Source organism: Frigoribacterium sp. 2-23 (genome assembly GCF_049601585.1).
Lineage (GTDB): Bacteria > Actinomycetota > Actinomycetes > Actinomycetales > Microbacteriaceae > Frigoribacterium.
Window position 1 is genome coordinate 443,283 of record NZ_CP187126.1, and the last position, 15,758, is coordinate 459,040.

Consider the following 15,758-nt stretch of genomic DNA (forward strand, 5'->3'; position numbering starts at 1 on the left):
TCATGGCCACCACTACCGCATCGGCCACCTCGGTCGACGTCCTCGACGCGAAGGGCACGAAGACCTCCACGGTCGAGCTGCCCGTCGAGCTGTTCGACGTCGTTACCAACGTCCCGCTGATCCACCAGGTCGTCGTCGCTCAGCAGGCTGCCGCCCGTCAGGGAACCCACAAGACCAAGCGTCGTGGTGAGGTCTCCGGTGCCGGCCGCAAGCCGTTCAAGCAGAAGGGAACCGGTCGTGCCCGTCAGGGTTCGATCCGCGCCCCCCAGATGACCGGTGGTGGCATCGTCCACGGGCCGGTGCCCCGCGACTACGCGCAGCGCACCCCCAAGAAGATGATCGCCGCCGCTCTGCTCGGTGCCCTGTCCGACCGTGCTCGCGGTGCCCGCGTCCACGTCGTCGAGGGTTTCGTCGCCGACGCCATCTCCACGAAGGTCGCGCTCGAACTGCTCTCGACCATCGCGTCGAGCAAGCACGTCCTGGTCGTCATCGACCGCGACGACGAGCTGACCAAGAAGAGCGTCCGCAACGTGTCCACCGTCCACGTGATCACGTTCGACCAGCTCAACGCCTACGACGTGCTCGTCAGCGACGACATCGTCTTCACGAAGAGCGCCTTCGACGGCTTCGTCGCCTCGAAGACCAAGAAGGAGGCCACCGCATGAGCGGCTACGGCAAGGACCCCCGCGACGTCATCATCGCGCCCGTCGTCTCCGAGAAGAGCTACTCCCTGATCGATCAGGGCAAGTACACCTTCATCGTCGACCCGCGTTCGAACAAGACCGAGATCAAGCTCGCCATCGAGAAGATCTTCGACGTCAAGGTCGACAGCATCAACACGCTGAACCGTGTCGGCAAGACCCGTCGCACCCGCTTCGGCACCGGCAAGCGCAAGGACACCAAGCGCGCCATCGTGACGCTCAAGTCCGGTTCCATCGACATCTTCACGGCTGTCGGCTAGGGAGCAGAGGGATAAAACATGGCTATTCGTAATTACAAGCCCACGACCCCGGGTCGCCGCGGTTCGTCGGTCGCCGACTTCGCCGAGATCACCCGATCGACGCCCGAGAAGTCGCTGCTCCGTCCGCTGTCGAAGTCGGGTGGTCGCAACAACGCCGGCCGTATCACGACGCGTCACATCGGTGGTGGCCACAAGCGCCAGTACCGCGTGATCGACTTCCGTCGCAACGACAAGGACGGCGTCAACGCCAAGGTCGCTCACATCGAGTACGACCCCAACCGCACGGCGCGCATCGCGCTCCTGCACTTCGTCGACGGCACCAAGCGCTACATCATCGCGCCGAACAAGCTGTCGCAGGGCGACATCGTCGAGTCCGGTCCCGGAGCCGACATCAAGCCCGGCAACAACCTGCCGCTCAAGAACATCCCCGTCGGTACCGTCATCCACGCCATCGAGCTCAAGCCCGGTGGAGGCGCGAAGATGGCCCGTTCGGCCGGTGCGTCGGTTCGTCTGGTCGCCAAGGACGGCCCTTACGCGCAGCTCCGTCTGCCGTCGGGCGAGGTCCGCAACGTCGACGCCCGCTGCCGCGCCACGATCGGCGAGGTCGGCAACGCCGAGCAGTCGAACATCAACTGGGGCAAGGCCGGCCGTATGCGCTGGAAGGGCGTCCGCCCGACCGTCCGTGGTGTCGCGATGAACCCCGTCGACCACCCGCACGGTGGTGGTGAGGGCAAGACCTCCGGTGGTCGCCACCCGGTCAGCCCGTGGGGCCAGAAAGAGGGCCGCACGCGTCACCCCAACAAAGAGAGTGACAAGCTCATCGTCCGCCGTCGTAACGCTGGCAAGAAGCGTAAGTAGGAGTTGTAGAAGATGCCACGCAGTCTTAAGAAGGGCCCCTTCGTTGACGACCACCTGCTTCGCAAGGTCGTCTCGCAGAACGAGGCCAGCACCAAGAACGTCATCAAGACCTGGTCGCGCCGTTCGATGATCGTCCCCAACATGCTTGGGCACACCATCGCCGTGCACGACGGGCGCAAGCACATCCCCGTGTTCGTGACCGAGAGCATGATCGGCCACAAGCTCGGCGAGTTCGCGCCGACCCGCACCTTCCGTGGACACGTGAAGGACGACAAGAAGGGTCGTCGCCGCTAAGGCGGCGACGTAAGGAGGAGAGAAATGGTGGAGTCGATCGCACGCGTGCGTCACATCCGCGTCACCCCCATGAAGGCCCGCCGCGTCGTCAACCTGATCCACGGCAAGCAGGCCCTCGAGGCCCTGGCCATCCTGAAGTTCGCGCCGCAGGGCGCGAGCGAGCCCGTCTACAAGCTCGTCGCGTCGGCCATGGCCAACGCGCGTGTCAAGGCGGACAAGGACAACAGCTACCTGGACGAGCAGGACCTCTACGTGAGCCGTGCATTCGTCGACCAGGGCGCCACCCTCAAGCGGTTCCAGCCGCGTGCCCAGGGTCGCGCCTTCAAGATCCTGAAGCGCACCAGCCACATCACGATCGTCCTCGCGACGCCCGATGAGGTCGAGGTCGCCGCTGCTACCAAGAAGGCGAGCAAGTAATGGGCCAGAAAGTAAACCCGTACGGCTTCCGTCTGGGAATCACCACCGACCACGTGTCGCGGTGGTTCACCGACAGCACGAAGCCGGGCCAGCGTTACAGCGACTACGTCGCTGAGGACGTGAAGATCCGCAACCTGCTCAAGACCTCGCTCGACCGCGCCGGCGTGGCCAAGATCGAGATCGAGCGCACCCGCGACCGCGTCCGGGTCGACATCCACACCGCCCGTCCGGGCATCGTGATCGGTCGTCGTGGCGCCGAGGCCGAGCGCATCCGCGGCGACCTCGAGAAGCTCACGGGCAAGCAGATCCAGCTGAACATCCTCGAGGTCAAGAACCCCGAGGCCGAGGCTCAGCTCGTCGCACAGGGCATCGCCGAGCAGCTCGCTGCTCGCGTGGCGTTCCGTCGTGCGATGCGCAAGGGTCTGCAGGGCGCTCAGCGTGCCGGCGCCAAGGGTGTCCGCATCCAGGTGTCCGGTCGTCTCGGCGGCGCCGAGATGAGCCGCTCCGAGTTCTACCGTGAGGGTCGTGTGCCGCTGCACACGCTCCGCGCCAACATCGACTACGGCTTCTACGAGGCCAAGACGACGTTCGGCCGCATCGGTGTGAAGGTCTGGATCTACAAGGGCGACATCACCAACAAAGAGTTGGCGCGCGAGCAGGCGAACCAGAAGTCGTCGCGCCCGGAGCGCCGCAACGACCGTGACGGTGCCCGTCGCGGCGGTGGCGACCGTGACCGTGCGCCCCGCGAGCAGAAGGCGCCCGCCACCACAGGAGCTGAGGCATAACCATGTTGATTCCCCGTCGTGTCAAGCACCGCAAGCAGCACCACCCCGGCCGTAGCGGCCAGGCCACTGGTGGCACCAAGGTCAGCTTTGGTGAATACGGTATCCAGGCCATCACGCCCGCTTACGTGACCAACCGTCAGATCGAGTCCGCTCGTATCGCCATGACGCGTCACATCAAGCGTGGCGGAAAGGTCTGGATCAACATCTACCCCGACCGTCCCCTCACGAAGAAGCCCGCCGAGACCCGCATGGGTTCCGGTAAGGGTTCGCCCGAGTGGTGGGTCGCCAACGTCAAGCCGGGTCGCGTGCTCTTCGAGCTCAGCGGCGTGAGCGAAGACATCGCGCGCGAGGCTCTGACTCGCGCCATCCACAAGCTGCCCCTCAAGGCACGCATCATCAAGCGCGAGGAGGGCGACGCATAATGGCGATCGGTTCCAAGGAGCTCCGTCCCACCGAGCTCGACACATTCGAAGACGAGCGTCTCGTCGACGAGCTGAAGAAGGCCAAGGAAGAGCTGTTCAACCTGCGCTTCCAGTCGGCCACCGGCCAGCTCGAGAGCCACGGCCGCGTTCGCGCCGTCAAGCGCGACATCGCTCGCATCTACACGGTCCTGCGTGAGCGCGAGCTCGGCATCCGTGCCACCCCCGCCCCGGTCGAGGCGGCCCCCAAGGCTGCCAAGAAGTCGACCAAGAAGGCTGCCAAGCCGGCCGACGAGGCGCCTGCCGCCGAGACCGCCGAGACCGCCGAGGAGAGCAAGTAATGGCTACCGAGAACAAGACCGAGGTCGACTCGGCCGTCGAGGTCCGCGGTTACCGCAAGACCCGTCGCGGCTACGTGACCAGCGACAAGATGGAGAAGACCATCGTCGTCGAGGTCGAGGACCGCGTGAAGCACCCCCTGTACGGCAAGGTCATCCGCCGTACCTCCAAGGTGAAGGCGCACGACGAGGCCAACACGGCCGGCATCGGCGACCTCGTCGTGATCAGCGAGACCCGTCCGCTCAGCGCTTCCAAGCGCTGGCGCCTGGTCGAGATCCTCGAGAAGGCGAAGTAGACCGTTCGCGGTCTGCTTAGAAGGAGACAACAGTGATTCAGCAGGAATCCCGCCTCAAGGTCGCCGACAACACCGGTGCGAAAGAGATCCTCACCATCCGCGTGCTCGGTGGCTCCGGCCGTCGTTACGCCGGTCTCGGTGACGTGATCGTCGCCACGGTGAAGGACGCCATCCCCGGCGGAAACGTGAAGAAGGGTGACGTCGTCAAGGCTGTCATCGTCCGCACCAAGAAAGAGGTCCGTCGTCCGGACGGCTCTTACATCAAGTTCGACGAGAACGCCGCCGTGATCCTGAAGGCCGACGGAGACCCCCGTGGTACCCGCATCTTCGGGCCGGTCGGCCGCGAACTTCGTGACAAGAAGTTCATGAAGATCATCTCGCTGGCGCCGGAGGTTATCTAAGTCATGGCAAACATCAAGAAGGGTGACCTGGTTCAGGTCATCACCGGTGCCTCGCAGGCCCGCGGCGGAGACCGCGGCAAGCAGGGCAAGGTGCTCGAGGTGCTCGTCGAGAAGAACCGCGTGGTAGTGGAGGGTGTCAACTTCGTCACCAAGCACGTCCGCGTGGGTCAGACCCAGCGTGGCACCAAGACCGGCGGCATCGAGACGCACGAGGCTCCGCTTCACGTGTCGAACGTCGCCCTGGTCGACCCCAAGACCAAGAAGCCGACGCGTGTCGGCTTCCGCCTCGAGACGGTCACCAAGGACGGCGTCACCAAGACCGTCCGTGTCCGCTACGCAAAGAAGTCGGGTGAAGCGCTCTAATGACTGACACCGCAGTGGCTGGCAGCAACCAGCCCCGCCTCAAGGCGAAGTACCGCGCCGAGATCCTGCCGCAGCTCCAGAAGGACTTCGGCTTCACGAACGTGCACCAGGTGCCCGGTCTCGTGAAGATCGTCGTCAACACGGGTGTCGGCGAGGCCGCACGCGACAGCAAGATCATCGACGGTGCCATCAAGGACCTGACCGCCATCACGGGTCAGAAGCCCCAGGTGACGAAGGCCCGCAAGTCCATCGCGCAGTTCAAGCTGCGCGAGGGTCAGCCGATCGGCGCGCACGTCACGCTGCGCGGCGACCGTGCGTGGGAGTTCCTCGACCGTCTGCTGTCGCTGGCGCTTCCCCGCATCCGCGACTTCCGTGGTCTCAGCGACCGCCAGTTCGACGGAAACGGCAACTACACCTTCGGTCTCAACGAGCAGAGCATGTTCCACGAGATCGATCAGGACCGCATCGACCGCGTGCGTGGCTTCGACATCACCGTCGTGACCACCGCGAAGACGGACGACGAGGGCCGCGCGCTGCTCAAGGCGCTGGGCTTCCCGTTCCGTTCGGCCGACTCGGCCAACTAAGATCGTTCGGTCGGCAACTCGCGCGTCGAGTTGCCGACCGTTCCCCTGAGGTCGGAGAGAACCGCTCTCCGCCCGCCCGATCATCTAGGTCGGCACCCGGTGTACCGGATGTCGAAACCAGATGAGAAAGAGATCATCCGCATGACGATGACAGATCCGGTCGCAGACCTGCTGACCAGACTGCGCAACGCGAACTCGGCCTTCCACGAGACCGTCTCGCTCCCCAGCAGCAAACTCAAGTCCCACATCGCCGAGATCCTCAAGCGCGAGGGCTTCATCGACTCGTGGAAGGTGGAAGACGCCCGCGTCGGCCAGACCCTCACGATCGACCTGAAGTACGGCCCGAACCGCGAGCGCTCCATCGTGGGCATCAAGCGCGTCTCGAAGCCCGGCCTCCGCGTCTACGCGAAGTCGACCGAGATCCCTCAGGTGCTCGGTGGCCTCGGTGTCGCCATCCTGTCGACTTCCTCCGGTCTGCTGACCGACCGTGAGGCCGAGAAGAAGGGCGTAGGCGGAGAAGTCATCGCCTACGTGTGGTAATTCACTATGTCTCGAATCGGACGCCTCCCCATCTCGATCCCTGCCGGGGTCGATGTGAAGATCGACGGCCAGGCCGTCACCGTCAAGGGCCCGAAGGGTGAGCTGTCGCTCACCGTCAAGGCTCCCATCGAAGCCAAGCTCGAAGAGGGCACGGTCGTCGTGACCCGTCCCGACGACGAGCGCGAGTCGCGCTCGCTGCACGGTCTCACGCGTACCCTCATCGCCAACCAGATCATCGGCGTGACCCAGGGCTACACGAAGGGCCTCGAGGTCGTCGGCACCGGTTACCGCGTGCAGGCCAAGGGCTCGAACATCGAGTTCGCGCTCGGCTACTCGCACCCCATCACCGTCGAGCCGCCCGCGGGCATCAGCTTCACGGTCGAGGGCAACAACAAGCTCACCGTCGTCGGCATCGACAAGCAGGCCGTCGGCGAGGTCGCCGCCAACATCCGCAAGCTGCGCAAGCCCGAGCCCTACAAGGGCAAGGGTGTCCGCTACGCCGGCGAGGTCGTCCGCCGCAAGGCCGGAAAGTCAGGTAAGTAATCATGGGTCTCGGTACACGAGGAAAAAGCAAGTCGGCTGCCACCAAGCGCCGTCACACCCGCCTGCGCAAGAAGGTCGTGGGCACCGAAGAGCGCCCCCGTCTCGTCGTCACCCGTTCGGCCCGTCACGTCTTCGTGCAGGTCGTCGACGACAGCAAGGGCCACACCGTCGCCAGCGCATCGACCCTCGAGGCCGACCTGCGTACGTTCGACGGTGACAAGACCGCGAAGTCCCGCAAGGTCGGCGAGCTCGTCGCCGAGCGCGCCAAGGCCGCGGGCATCGAGGCCGTCGTGTTCGATCGCGGCGGTAACAAGTACGCCGGACGCGTCGCGGCCATCGCCGAAGGCGCCCGAGAGGCTGGTTTGAACCTGTGAGCGACGCTACGAACACCACTCCCCCCGCCGTCGAGACCGACGCGGCGAAGGCACCGGCCGAGGCCGTCGTCGAGCGCCCCGTCGAGACCGCAGCCGGCTCGGAGTCGAACAACCGCGAAGGCGGTCGCACCGACCGTCGTGGCGGCCAGGGTCGTGGAGACCGCAACCAGAACGGCCGCGGCCGCGGCGACCGTGACGACAAGAGCCAGTTCCTGGAGCGCGTCGTCACGATCAACCGTGTGTCGAAGGTCGTCAAGGGTGGTCGTCGCTTTAGCTTCACCGCTCTCGTGGTCGTCGGTGACGGCAACGGTCTGGTCGGCGTCGGCTACGGCAAGGCCCGCGAGGTCCCCACGGCGATCAGCAAGGGTGTCGAAGAGGCGAAGAAGAACTTCTTCCGCGTCCCCCGCGTCGCCAACACGATCCCGCACCCCGTCCAGGGTGAGGCCGCTGCCGGTGTCGTCATGCTGCGTCCGGCCTCGGCCGGTACCGGTGTTATCGCCGGTGGTCCCGTCCGCGCCGTGCTCGAGTGCGCCGGTATCCACGACGTGCTGAGCAAGTCGCTCGGGTCCTCGAACACGATCAACATCGTGCACGCGACCGTCGCCGCGCTCCAGCAGCTCGAGGAGCCGCGCGCCGTCGCCGCCCGTCGTGGCCTCGACATCGACCAGGTGGCCCCCGCCCGTCTGCTCCGCGCAGAAGAGGCGGCCCGCAAAGCTGCAACCGAGAAGGCAGGTGCCTGATGGCCGCCAACCTCAAGGTGACCCAGATCAAGTCCGTAATCAGCGAGAAGCAGAACCAGCGTGACACGCTGCGGAGCCTGGGCCTCAAGCGCATCGGCCAGTCGGTCGTGCGCGAGGACACCAAGCAGAACCGCGGCTACATCAACACGGTTGCTCACCTCGTGAAGGTCGAGGAGATTGACTAATGGCTGACGAGAAGAAGGAGACGGCCGAGAAGGCCGCTCCCGCCAAGAAGGCCGCCGCCCCCAAGGCGACGGCTGCCAAGAAGCCGGCTGCCAGCAAGGCCGCCGCATCCACCGCGTCGACCACCAAGGCCGAGCCGAAGTCGTCCGACGACGTCGCTCGCGCCCAGGTCCTCAAGGTGCACCACCTCCGTCCGGCCCCCGGGGCCAAGACGGCCAAGACCCGCGTGGGTCGCGGTGAGGGTTCGAAGGGTAAGACGGCTGGCCGTGGTACCAAGGGCCAGAAGGCTCGTTACCAGGTCAAGGTCGGCTTCGAGGGTGGGCAGATGCCTCTGCACATGCGTACCCCGAAGCTGCGCGGGTTCAAGAACCCGTTCCGCGTCGAGTACCAGGTCGTGAACCTCGACAAGCTCGGCGAGCTGTACCCGCAGGGTGGTGAGGTCACCACGGTCGACCTCGTCGCCAAGGGTGCGGTCCGCAAGAACGAGAAGGTCAAGGTCCTCGGCCAGGGCGACATCAGCGTTGCGCTGACCGTCGCCGTGGACAAGGTCTCCGGCTCTGCCGAAGAGAAGATCGTCGCCGCCGGCGGGTCCGTCACCAAGTAACACCCTGAAGGGGTGGCCCAATCGGGCCACCCCTTTCAGTCGTCTATCCTTCATACCGGGAGGCCCACGTTGTTCAGAGCAGTCGCGCGCATCATGCGCACCCCAGACCTTCGCAGGAAGATCGGGTTCACGCTCGGCATCATTGCGCTCTTCCGTCTGGGTTCGTTCGTTCCGTCGCCGTTCGTCGACTACCAGAACGTCCAGATCTGCCTCGCCGGCAATCAGGGCACGTCGGGCCTCTACGAGCTCGTCAACCTCTTCAGCGGCGGTGCGCTGCTCCAGCTGTCGGTCTTCGCGCTGGGCATCATGCCCTACATCACGTCGTCGATCATCGTGCAGCTGCTCCGCGTCGTCATCCCGCACTTCGACACCCTGTACAAAGAGGGCCAGTCGGGTCAGGCGAAGCTCACCCAGTACACGCGGTACCTCACCATCGCGCTCGGTATCCTCCAGTCGACGACGCTGATCACGGTCGCGCGTTCGGGCGCCCTGTTCGGCGGCTCCAGCGTGGCCGAGTGTTCGCAGCTCATCACGAACGACGCCTGGTACGCCGTCATGCTCATGGTCATCACCATGACCGCGGGTACCGGCCTCATCATGTGGATGGGCGAGCTCATCACCGAGCGCGGCATCGGCAACGGCATGTCGATCCTCATCTTCACGTCCATCGCGGCCCGCTTCCCCACGGCCCTCTGGAGCATCGCCCAGGCCCGCAGCTTCGAGATCTTCCTGATGGTGATCGCGATCGGGCTCATCATCATGGCCCTCGTCGTGTTCGTCGAGCAGTCCCAGAGACGCATCCCGGTCCAATACGCCAAACGCATGGTCGGCCGGCGAACATACGGCGGCAACAACACGTACATCCCGATTAAGGTCAACATGGCCGGCGTCGTGCCCGTCATCTTCGCCTCGTCGCTGCTGTACCTGCCGGCCCTGGTCGCCCAGTTCAACCAGCCGTCCGACGGCACCGCTCCGCCTGCATGGGTGAGCTGGGTCCAGGCCAACCTCACCTCGGGCGACAACCCGTTGTACATGGTCCTGTACTTCGCCCTCATCGTCGGCTTCACGTACTTCTACGTCGCGATCACCTTCAACCCCGAAGAGGTCGCCGACAACATGAAGAAGTACGGCGGCTTCATCCCCGGCATCCGTGCGGGGCGCCCGACGGCCGAGTACCTCGACTACGTCTTGACGCGGGTCACGCTGCCCGGCTCCCTCTACCTCGGTGTCATCGCGCTCATCCCGCTGATCGCCCTCGCCACGGTGGGTGCGAACCAGAACTTCCCGTTCGGAGGCGCGAGCATCCTGATCATCGTCGGTGTCGGTCTCGAGACCGTGAAGCAGATCGACTCGCAGCTGCAGCAGCGCCACTACGAAGGGCTCCTGCGATGACGGCGGGCTCCGTGACCGAACTCAGCCCGCGCCTCCTGATCGTCGGCCCTCCCGGGGCCGGCAAGGGGACGCAGGCGACCGCCATCGCCGAGTCCTTCGGCATCCCGGCGATCTCGACGGGCGACATCTTCCGTGCCAACGTCAAGAACGAGACCGAGCTCGGGCTCAAGGTCAAGGCGATCATGGACGCGGGCGACTACGTCCCCGACAGTCTGACGAACGAGCTCATCTCCGACCGTCTCGGTCAGGCGGACGCCGAGGCAGGGTTCCTGCTCGACGGCTACCCGCGCACGCTCCACCAGGTCGAGTTCCTCGACTCGTATCTCGAGGGCAAGGGCGAGAAGCTCAACGCCGTCGTGCAGCTGGTCGCCGACCGCGACGAGATCGTCGAACGCCTCCGCAAGCGCGCCCTCGACCAGGGGCGTTCGGACGACACCGAAGAGGCGATCCGTCATCGTCAGGACGTCTACCTGCGCGAGACGGCACCGCTGATCGACACGTACCGCGACCGTGGGCTGCTCATCGAGGTGGACGGCCTCGGCACCATCGGCGAGGTGGCGTCGCGCATCGACACGGCTCTGACCGATCGCGGGTTCCGTCCCGTCGCCTCGGCCTCGTAGTCGGTGGCGTTTCGCAAGTCGGGCATCTACAAGACGCCCGCCGAGTTGCGGGCGATGGTCCGACCGGGCCTGCTGACCGCCGAGTCGCTGGATGCGGTGGCCGACGCGATCCGACCCGGCATCAGCACCGGTGAACTCGACGCCATCGCCGAGAAGACCATCCGCGACGGGGGCGGTGTCCCCAACTTCATGTTGGTGCCCGGCTATCGCAACACGATCTGCTCGTCGATCAACGACGACGTCGTGCACGGCATCCCCGGGACGCGTGTCGTCGAACCGGGCGACATCGTCTCCATCGACAGCGGGGCCGAATTCGAGGGCTGGAACGGCGACAGTGCCAGAAGCTTCGTGATCGACGACCCGTCGCGACCCGACCTCGTCGCCGAGCGGCGTCGCCTCAACGACGTCACCGAACAGTCCCTCTGGCACGGCATCGCGGCGCTGGCCCGTGCCTCGCACCTCAACGAGGTCGGCGAGGCCATCGAGGACTACGTCGAGTCGCAGGGCGAGTTCGGTATCCTCGAGGACTACATCGGGCACGGCATCGGCCGCTCGATGCACGAAGAGCCCCCGGTGTTCAACTACCGCGTGCGCGGCCGTGGCCCGAGCGTCAAACCGGGTCTCGTCGTCGCGATCGAGCCCATGATCACCCTCGGCGGCAACGACACCGTCACGCAGGACGACGACTGGACGGTCACGACGACCGACGGTTCGTCGGCGGCCCATTGGGAGCACTCCGTCGCCGTGCACGCCGACGGCATCTGGGTCCTGACGGCACACGACGGCGGCGCCGCCGGACTCGCCGCCCTCGGCATCCGTCCCACGCCGATCGCGTAGCGACTCGCGGGAATCGGCGCGCCGCGCCTCCTCGTGGTCCGACGATCACGAGGAGGTGTGCTGCACGTGCCGCTCGGGGGTCAGCGGCGGGACGACCCGACCGAGCAGGTCGCCTCGGCCGCGGACTGTCCGCTGATGGTGGATGGCAGCGTGGTGACGGGGGCCTCGGCGGGCGTCGACGCCGCACCCGAGGCGGCACCCGTGGCACCCTCCGTCGGTGCCGGCGTGCTCGGCGCGGTGGTCGCCGGTGCCGACTCGGTGGGGGCCGCCGTACCGTCGTCGACCGAGGCGCGCCCCGTGCTGGCATCGCCGAGCGTGAAGCGGGTGTCGTTCTTGAGCGCCGTGTTCAGCGTGGTCGCGTCGGCGGTCGCCGCCACCACCCGGTTCGGGTTCCGGGGGTCGTCGATGACGGGGTACTGCACGAAGACGATCCCGGCGGGGCTCAGGTCGTTCATCGCCAGGGCGAGCTGGACGAGCGTGTCCGGCGAGTTGAGGGTGGACGACAGCGTCATGTTGCTGAGGGCCGCCGAGGCGAGCTTGTACAGCGTCGTGACGTTGCCGAGTGTCCCGCCCGAGATGATCTTCCGCATCATCGACGACAGGAACACCTGCTGCGAGCTGATCCGGGCGAGATCGCTGCCGTCGCCCACGCCGTGACGGGTGCGGAGGAAGGCCAGGGCATCGGCGCCCTGCAGGGTGTGCGTGCCGGCGGTGAGCTGGAGGCCGCTGTCGGTGTCGCGGATGTTGTTGGTGACGCAGACGTCGACGCCTCCGATGGCGTTGGACATCTCGATGACGCCGTCGAACGTGATCATGCCGGCGTAGTAGATGCCGAGTCCGGTCATCGCCTCGACGGTCTTGGTCGTGCACGACAGACCGCCGCGACTGTACGTCGTGTTGAACTGCACGTAGCGCTCGGCCGGGTAGACGGTGCCGTCGGGCCCGGTGCAGGCCGGGACGTCGATCATCATGTCCCGGGGGAAGCTCACGGCCGTGACCTGGCTGTGGTCCTCGGAGATGTGCACGAGGATCGTCACGTCGTTGCGCGCGCCCTCCACCTCGCCGGCGGCCACGGCGCTGCCCGTGTCGCGCTCGTCGCTCCCGACGAGCAGGATGTTCGCGCCCCCCTTGATCGCCGAGATGTCGACGCCCTTCACCGCGTCCTCGTTGCCGAGAGCGACCGTCTGGACGCCCGACGTCGCCGTCTTGACCGCCACGGCCGCCACGGAGACGCCGCTCACCAGGAGGACGGCCATCGCGCCGGCGACCAGGGCGATCACGTGCCGCCAGGGGCCCCGCCGCCGCAGGCGTCCGTGACGGGCCACGCCGCGGGGGGCGCGGCGCCCGGAGGCGCTCGAAGAGGTCGAGGAGGCTCGGGTGCGGCGGCCGTCTGGCATGCGTCCTCCTTGGAGGCGGGTCGAACTCGCGGGGGAGCGGTCGGGGGAGAAGGGTCAGGACATGCTCGCGCGCTTCTCTGAGAACGAACTCGGCGTGTCGGGTTGACCGCACGGGTTGGCAAACTATAGCGCGATCACATAAGATCGATCTTTGGTGTTCCCAGGCCACTTCTGTGTCCGCAGACACCGCATCCCCGCACGACCAACACTCCCAATTTTTAGCGACAGTGAGGCTATGGCCAAAAAAGACGGTGTCATCGAAATCGAAGGCGCAGTGGTCGAGGCTCTGCCCAATGCGATGTTTCGTGTTGAGCTGACCAACGGACACAAAGTTCTCGCCCACATCTCCGGCAAGATGCGACAGCACTACATCCGCATCCTCCCCGAAGACCGCGTGATCGTGGAACTCAGCCCCTACGACCTGACCCGCGGCCGGATCGTCTACCGCTACAAGTAGGGCGTGCTGGAAAGGAACGGCCCGGCGCACCCGCCGAGCACGAAGCCAGCGAGATCAAGGAATCTGCAATGAAGGTCAACCCCAGCGTCAAGCCCATCTGCGAGCACTGCAAGGTGATCCGCCGCAAGGGCCGCGTCATGGTCATCTGCAAGAGCAACCCGCGCCACAAGCAGCGTCAGGGCTAGGTTCTCGGCTCGCCTCGCGAGCCGGAGAGACCACGAACACAACTGAATACACGAAGCAGCACCAGAACCCATCGGTCGTGAGAGCGCCCGCCGGGGGACACCCCGGGTCGGAGGCCCGGGCACCGGTGCTGTGACAGACCTCCACCAATCTCCGAGGAGAAGCCACCATGGCACGTCTAGCAGGCGTTGACATCCCGCGCGACAAGCGCGTGGAAGTCGCACTGACCTACATCTACGGAGTCGGCCGCACCCGCGCGCTCAAGACTCTCGCCGACACCGAGATCGACGGCAACATCCGCGTCAAGGACCTCACGGACGACCAGCTCGTCCTGCTCCGCGACCACATCGAGGGCAACTACAAGGTGGAGGGTGACCTGCGCCGCGAGGTCGCCGCCGACATCCGCCGCAAGGTCGAGATCGGCAGCTACGAGGGCATCCGCCACCGCCGTGGCCTGCCCGTCCGCGGACAGCGCACCAAGACGAACGCTCGTACCCGCAAGGGCCCGAAGCGCACCGTCGCCGGCAAGAAGAAGGCTCGATAGGCCCCGGCTCCCGCCGATCGCCATCTAGGTTGTAGGAGAAAAAATTGGCAGCACCGAAGACGGCCGCGCGTAAGCCCCGCCGCAAAGAGAAGAAGAACGTCGCCGTGGGCCAGGCCCACATCAAGAGCACGTTCAACAACACGATCGTGTCGATCACCGACCCCTCGGGTGCCGTGCTGAGCTGGGCTTCGTCCGGCGCCGTCGGCTTCAAGGGTTCGCGTAAGTCGACGCCGTTCGCCGCGCAGCTGGCCGCCGAGTCGGCCGCCCGCCAGGCGCAGGAGCACGGCGTCAAGAAGGTCGACGTGTTCGTCAAGGGACCGGGCTCCGGTCGCGAGACGGCGATCCGTTCGCTGCAGGCCGCTGGGCTCGAGGTCGGCTCGATCAACGACGTCACCCCGCAGGCGCACAACGGTTGCCGCCCGCCGAAGCGTCGTCGCGTCTAACTGAGTTACCCGCCCGTCGCGTCTCGCCTCCCTCGACTTCGAGGGGGTCTCGAGGCGCGGCGGGCTCCACCGCGTTCACCGCGCCTCCTCGTCGAGGCACACACAACTCAACAGACCCGACGGGCCAGCCACCTGTCGTACCGCCAAGAGTCATATAGCGGACTCTTCGCCGAAAGGAATCCACAGTGCTCATTGCACAGCGCCCCACCCTCACCGAGGAGAACATCTCGGAGTTCCGCTCCCGCTTCGTGATCGAGCCGCTCGAGCCCGGCTTCGGTTACACCCTCGGCAACTCGCTGCGCCGCACGCTTCTCTCGTCGATCCCCGGCGCTGCTGTCACCAGCATCCGCATCGACGGTGTGCTTCACGAGTTCACCACCGTTCCCGGTGTCAAAGAAGATGTCACCGAGGTCATCCTCAACATCAAGCAGCTGGTCGTCTCCAGCGAGCACGACGAGCCCATCACGGCGTACCTGCGCAAGCAGGGTGCCGGTCAGGTGACGGCCGCCGACATCTCGGCTCCGGCCGGTGTCGAGATCCACAACCCCGAGCTGGTCATCGCCACGCTCAACGACAAGGCGAAGTTCGAGCTCGAGCTCACGATCGAGCGTGGCCGTGGCTACGTCTCCGCCGTGCAGAACCGCAGCGAGTTCAGCGAGGCCGGGCAGATCCCGATCGACTCGATCTACTCGCCCGTCCTCAAGGTCACCTACCGCGTCGAGGCGACTCGTGCCGGTGAGCGCACCGACTTCGACCGTCTGGTCGTCGACGTCGAGACGAAGCCGGCCATCTCGCCGCGCGACGCCATCGCGTCGGCCGGGCGCACGCTGACCGAGCTGTTCGGTCTGGCCCGCGAGCTGAACACCGCCGCCGAGGGCATCGAGATCGGCCCCGCGCCGGTCGACGCCGTGCTGTCGAGCGAGCTGCAGACGCCGATCGAGGATCTCGACCTGTCGGTCCGCAGCTACAACTGCCTGAAGCGCGAGGGCATCAACACGGTGTCCGAGCTCGTTGCCCTGTCGGAGACGCAGCTCATGAACATCCGCAACTTCGGTCAGAAGTCGGTCGACGAGGTGAAGGACAAGCTCGTCGAGCTCGGCCTCTCGCTGAAGGACACCGTGCCCGGGTTCGACGGAGCCCACTTCTACAGCGGCTACGACGAAGAAGAGACCAACTAGGTCCTCC

The 15,758-nt window shown here is 66.0% G+C and carries 27 protein-coding genes; 26 read left to right on the forward strand and 1 reads right to left on the reverse strand.

Features of this window, described 5'->3' with window-relative positions:
- The first annotated feature begins 2 nt into the window (after positions 1-2).
- The 21 genes from rplD (at position 3) to map (ending at position 11,549) form a co-directional block, all read left to right on the forward strand.
- Positions 3-665 (forward strand): 50S ribosomal protein L4, encoded by a 663-nt coding sequence (gene rplD, locus ACPEEZ_RS02105; RefSeq protein ID WP_423922117.1) that lies wholly within the window; start codon positions 3-5, stop codon positions 663-665.
- A complete protein-coding gene (gene rplW, locus ACPEEZ_RS02110) occupies positions 662-961 on the forward strand; it encodes a 50S ribosomal protein L23 (RefSeq protein ID WP_123547687.1) in 300 nt (99 codons plus the stop codon). The genes rplD and rplW overlap by 4 nt, the downstream gene beginning before the upstream one ends.
- 18 nt (positions 962-979) lie before the next feature.
- Complete coding sequence (rplB, locus tag ACPEEZ_RS02115) at positions 980-1,819, forward strand: 50S ribosomal protein L2 (protein ID WP_146853345.1); 840 nt, start codon at positions 980-982, stop codon at positions 1,817-1,819.
- A gap of 12 nt (positions 1,820-1,831) precedes the next feature.
- Positions 1,832-2,113: a 30S ribosomal protein S19 gene (gene rpsS, locus ACPEEZ_RS02120; protein WP_043593360.1), complete on the forward strand. Its 282-nt coding sequence runs from the start codon at positions 1,832-1,834 to the stop codon at positions 2,111-2,113.
- Positions 2,114-2,137: 24 nt separating this feature from the next.
- Positions 2,138-2,530 (forward strand): 50S ribosomal protein L22, encoded by a 393-nt coding sequence (gene rplV, locus ACPEEZ_RS02125; RefSeq protein WP_423922122.1) that lies wholly within the window; start codon positions 2,138-2,140, stop codon positions 2,528-2,530.
- Positions 2,530-3,315, forward strand: a complete 786-nt coding sequence (gene rpsC / locus ACPEEZ_RS02130) for a 30S ribosomal protein S3 (protein WP_423922124.1) — start codon at positions 2,530-2,532, stop codon at positions 3,313-3,315. Before rplV ends, rpsC begins: the two co-directional genes overlap by 1 nt.
- Positions 3,316-3,317: 2 nt before the next feature.
- Positions 3,318-3,737, forward strand: coding sequence for a 50S ribosomal protein L16 (gene rplP / locus ACPEEZ_RS02135; RefSeq protein ID WP_423922127.1), 420 nt, complete (start codon positions 3,318-3,320; stop codon positions 3,735-3,737).
- Positions 3,737-4,075: a 50S ribosomal protein L29 gene (rpmC, locus tag ACPEEZ_RS02140; RefSeq protein WP_423922130.1), complete on the forward strand. Its 339-nt coding sequence runs from the start codon at positions 3,737-3,739 to the stop codon at positions 4,073-4,075. Before rplP ends, rpmC begins: the two co-directional genes overlap by 1 nt.
- On the forward strand, positions 4,075-4,368 hold the full coding sequence (gene rpsQ, locus ACPEEZ_RS02145) for a 30S ribosomal protein S17 (RefSeq protein ID WP_423922133.1): 294 nt from the start codon (positions 4,075-4,077) through the stop codon (positions 4,366-4,368). Before rpmC ends, rpsQ begins: the two co-directional genes overlap by 1 nt.
- Before the next feature lie 32 nt (positions 4,369-4,400).
- Positions 4,401-4,769 carry a 50S ribosomal protein L14 gene (rplN, locus tag ACPEEZ_RS02150; RefSeq protein WP_056057371.1) on the forward strand — a complete coding sequence of 123 codons (369 nt, stop codon included), beginning with the start codon at positions 4,401-4,403 and terminating at the stop codon, positions 4,767-4,769.
- 3 nt (positions 4,770-4,772) lie between these two features.
- Positions 4,773-5,132 carry a 50S ribosomal protein L24 gene (gene rplX, locus ACPEEZ_RS02155; RefSeq protein ID WP_423922137.1) on the forward strand — a complete coding sequence of 120 codons (360 nt, stop codon included), beginning with the start codon at positions 4,773-4,775 and terminating at the stop codon, positions 5,130-5,132.
- Entirely contained in the window at positions 5,132-5,716 is a 585-nt protein-coding gene (gene rplE / locus ACPEEZ_RS02160) for a 50S ribosomal protein L5 (protein WP_423922139.1), read from the forward strand. The genes rplX and rplE overlap by 1 nt, the downstream gene beginning before the upstream one ends.
- A gap of 141 nt (positions 5,717-5,857) precedes the next feature.
- Positions 5,858-6,256: a 30S ribosomal protein S8 gene (rpsH, locus tag ACPEEZ_RS02165; protein ID WP_423922141.1), complete on the forward strand. Its 399-nt coding sequence runs from the start codon at positions 5,858-5,860 to the stop codon at positions 6,254-6,256.
- A gap of 6 nt (positions 6,257-6,262) precedes the next feature.
- Positions 6,263-6,799, forward strand: a complete 537-nt coding sequence (rplF, locus tag ACPEEZ_RS02170) for a 50S ribosomal protein L6 (protein ID WP_423922144.1) — start codon at positions 6,263-6,265, stop codon at positions 6,797-6,799.
- A 2-nt stretch (positions 6,800-6,801) separates the two neighbouring features.
- The gene (rplR, locus tag ACPEEZ_RS02175; RefSeq protein WP_423922146.1) at positions 6,802-7,173 is read left to right on the forward strand and encodes a 50S ribosomal protein L18; all 372 of its coding nucleotides are present in this window, start codon (positions 6,802-6,804) and stop codon (positions 7,171-7,173) included.
- Complete coding sequence (gene rpsE, locus ACPEEZ_RS02180; RefSeq protein WP_423922149.1) at positions 7,170-7,913, forward strand: 30S ribosomal protein S5; 744 nt, start codon at positions 7,170-7,172, stop codon at positions 7,911-7,913. The genes rplR and rpsE overlap by 4 nt, the downstream gene beginning before the upstream one ends.
- Positions 7,913-8,098, forward strand: a complete 186-nt coding sequence (gene rpmD, locus ACPEEZ_RS02185; protein ID WP_123355183.1) for a 50S ribosomal protein L30 — start codon at positions 7,913-7,915, stop codon at positions 8,096-8,098. The genes rpsE and rpmD overlap by 1 nt, the downstream gene beginning before the upstream one ends.
- The gene (gene rplO / locus ACPEEZ_RS02190) at positions 8,098-8,700 is read left to right on the forward strand and encodes a 50S ribosomal protein L15 (protein ID WP_423922152.1); all 603 of its coding nucleotides are present in this window, start codon (positions 8,098-8,100) and stop codon (positions 8,698-8,700) included. The genes rpmD and rplO overlap by 1 nt, the downstream gene beginning before the upstream one ends.
- 69 nt (positions 8,701-8,769) lie before the next feature.
- Positions 8,770-10,092 (forward strand): preprotein translocase subunit SecY, encoded by a 1,323-nt coding sequence (gene secY, locus ACPEEZ_RS02195; protein ID WP_423922155.1) that lies wholly within the window; start codon positions 8,770-8,772, stop codon positions 10,090-10,092.
- Positions 10,093-10,103: 11 nt separating this feature from the next.
- Positions 10,104-10,712: an adenylate kinase gene (locus ACPEEZ_RS02200; RefSeq protein WP_423922158.1), complete on the forward strand. Its 609-nt coding sequence runs from the start codon at positions 10,104-10,106 to the stop codon at positions 10,710-10,712.
- Positions 10,713-10,715: 3 nt separating this feature from the next.
- On the forward strand, positions 10,716-11,549 hold the full coding sequence (gene map / locus ACPEEZ_RS02205; RefSeq protein WP_423922160.1) for a type I methionyl aminopeptidase: 834 nt from the start codon (positions 10,716-10,718) through the stop codon (positions 11,547-11,549).
- Positions 11,550-11,629: 80 nt separating this feature from the next.
- Here the strand turns inward: map and ACPEEZ_RS02210 are convergent, their stop codons facing one another.
- On the reverse strand, positions 11,630-12,946 hold the full coding sequence (locus tag ACPEEZ_RS02210; RefSeq protein WP_423922163.1) for an LCP family protein: 1,317 nt from the start codon (positions 12,944-12,946) through the stop codon (positions 11,630-11,632).
- 235 nt (positions 12,947-13,181) lie between these two features.
- Between ACPEEZ_RS02210 and infA the strand changes: the two genes are divergently transcribed.
- The 5 genes from infA to ACPEEZ_RS02235 all read left to right on the forward strand — a co-directional run bounded on the left by infA (position 13,182) and on the right by ACPEEZ_RS02235 (position 15,751).
- Positions 13,182-13,403: a translation initiation factor IF-1 gene (infA, locus tag ACPEEZ_RS02215; protein WP_022883252.1), complete on the forward strand. Its 222-nt coding sequence runs from the start codon at positions 13,182-13,184 to the stop codon at positions 13,401-13,403.
- A gap of 68 nt (positions 13,404-13,471) precedes the next feature.
- A complete protein-coding gene (gene rpmJ / locus ACPEEZ_RS02220) occupies positions 13,472-13,588 on the forward strand; it encodes a 50S ribosomal protein L36 (protein WP_066517823.1) in 117 nt (38 codons plus the stop codon).
- A 167-nt stretch (positions 13,589-13,755) separates the two neighbouring features.
- Positions 13,756-14,130 (forward strand): 30S ribosomal protein S13, encoded by a 375-nt coding sequence (gene rpsM, locus ACPEEZ_RS02225; protein WP_423922175.1) that lies wholly within the window; start codon positions 13,756-13,758, stop codon positions 14,128-14,130.
- 44 nt (positions 14,131-14,174) lie between these two features.
- Complete coding sequence (gene rpsK, locus ACPEEZ_RS02230) at positions 14,175-14,573, forward strand: 30S ribosomal protein S11 (protein WP_043593323.1); 399 nt, start codon at positions 14,175-14,177, stop codon at positions 14,571-14,573.
- Positions 14,574-14,758: 185 nt separating this feature from the next.
- Entirely contained in the window at positions 14,759-15,751 is a 993-nt protein-coding gene (locus ACPEEZ_RS02235; RefSeq protein ID WP_055799947.1) for a DNA-directed RNA polymerase subunit alpha, read from the forward strand.
- The last annotated feature ends 7 nt before the right edge of the window (positions 15,752-15,758 follow it).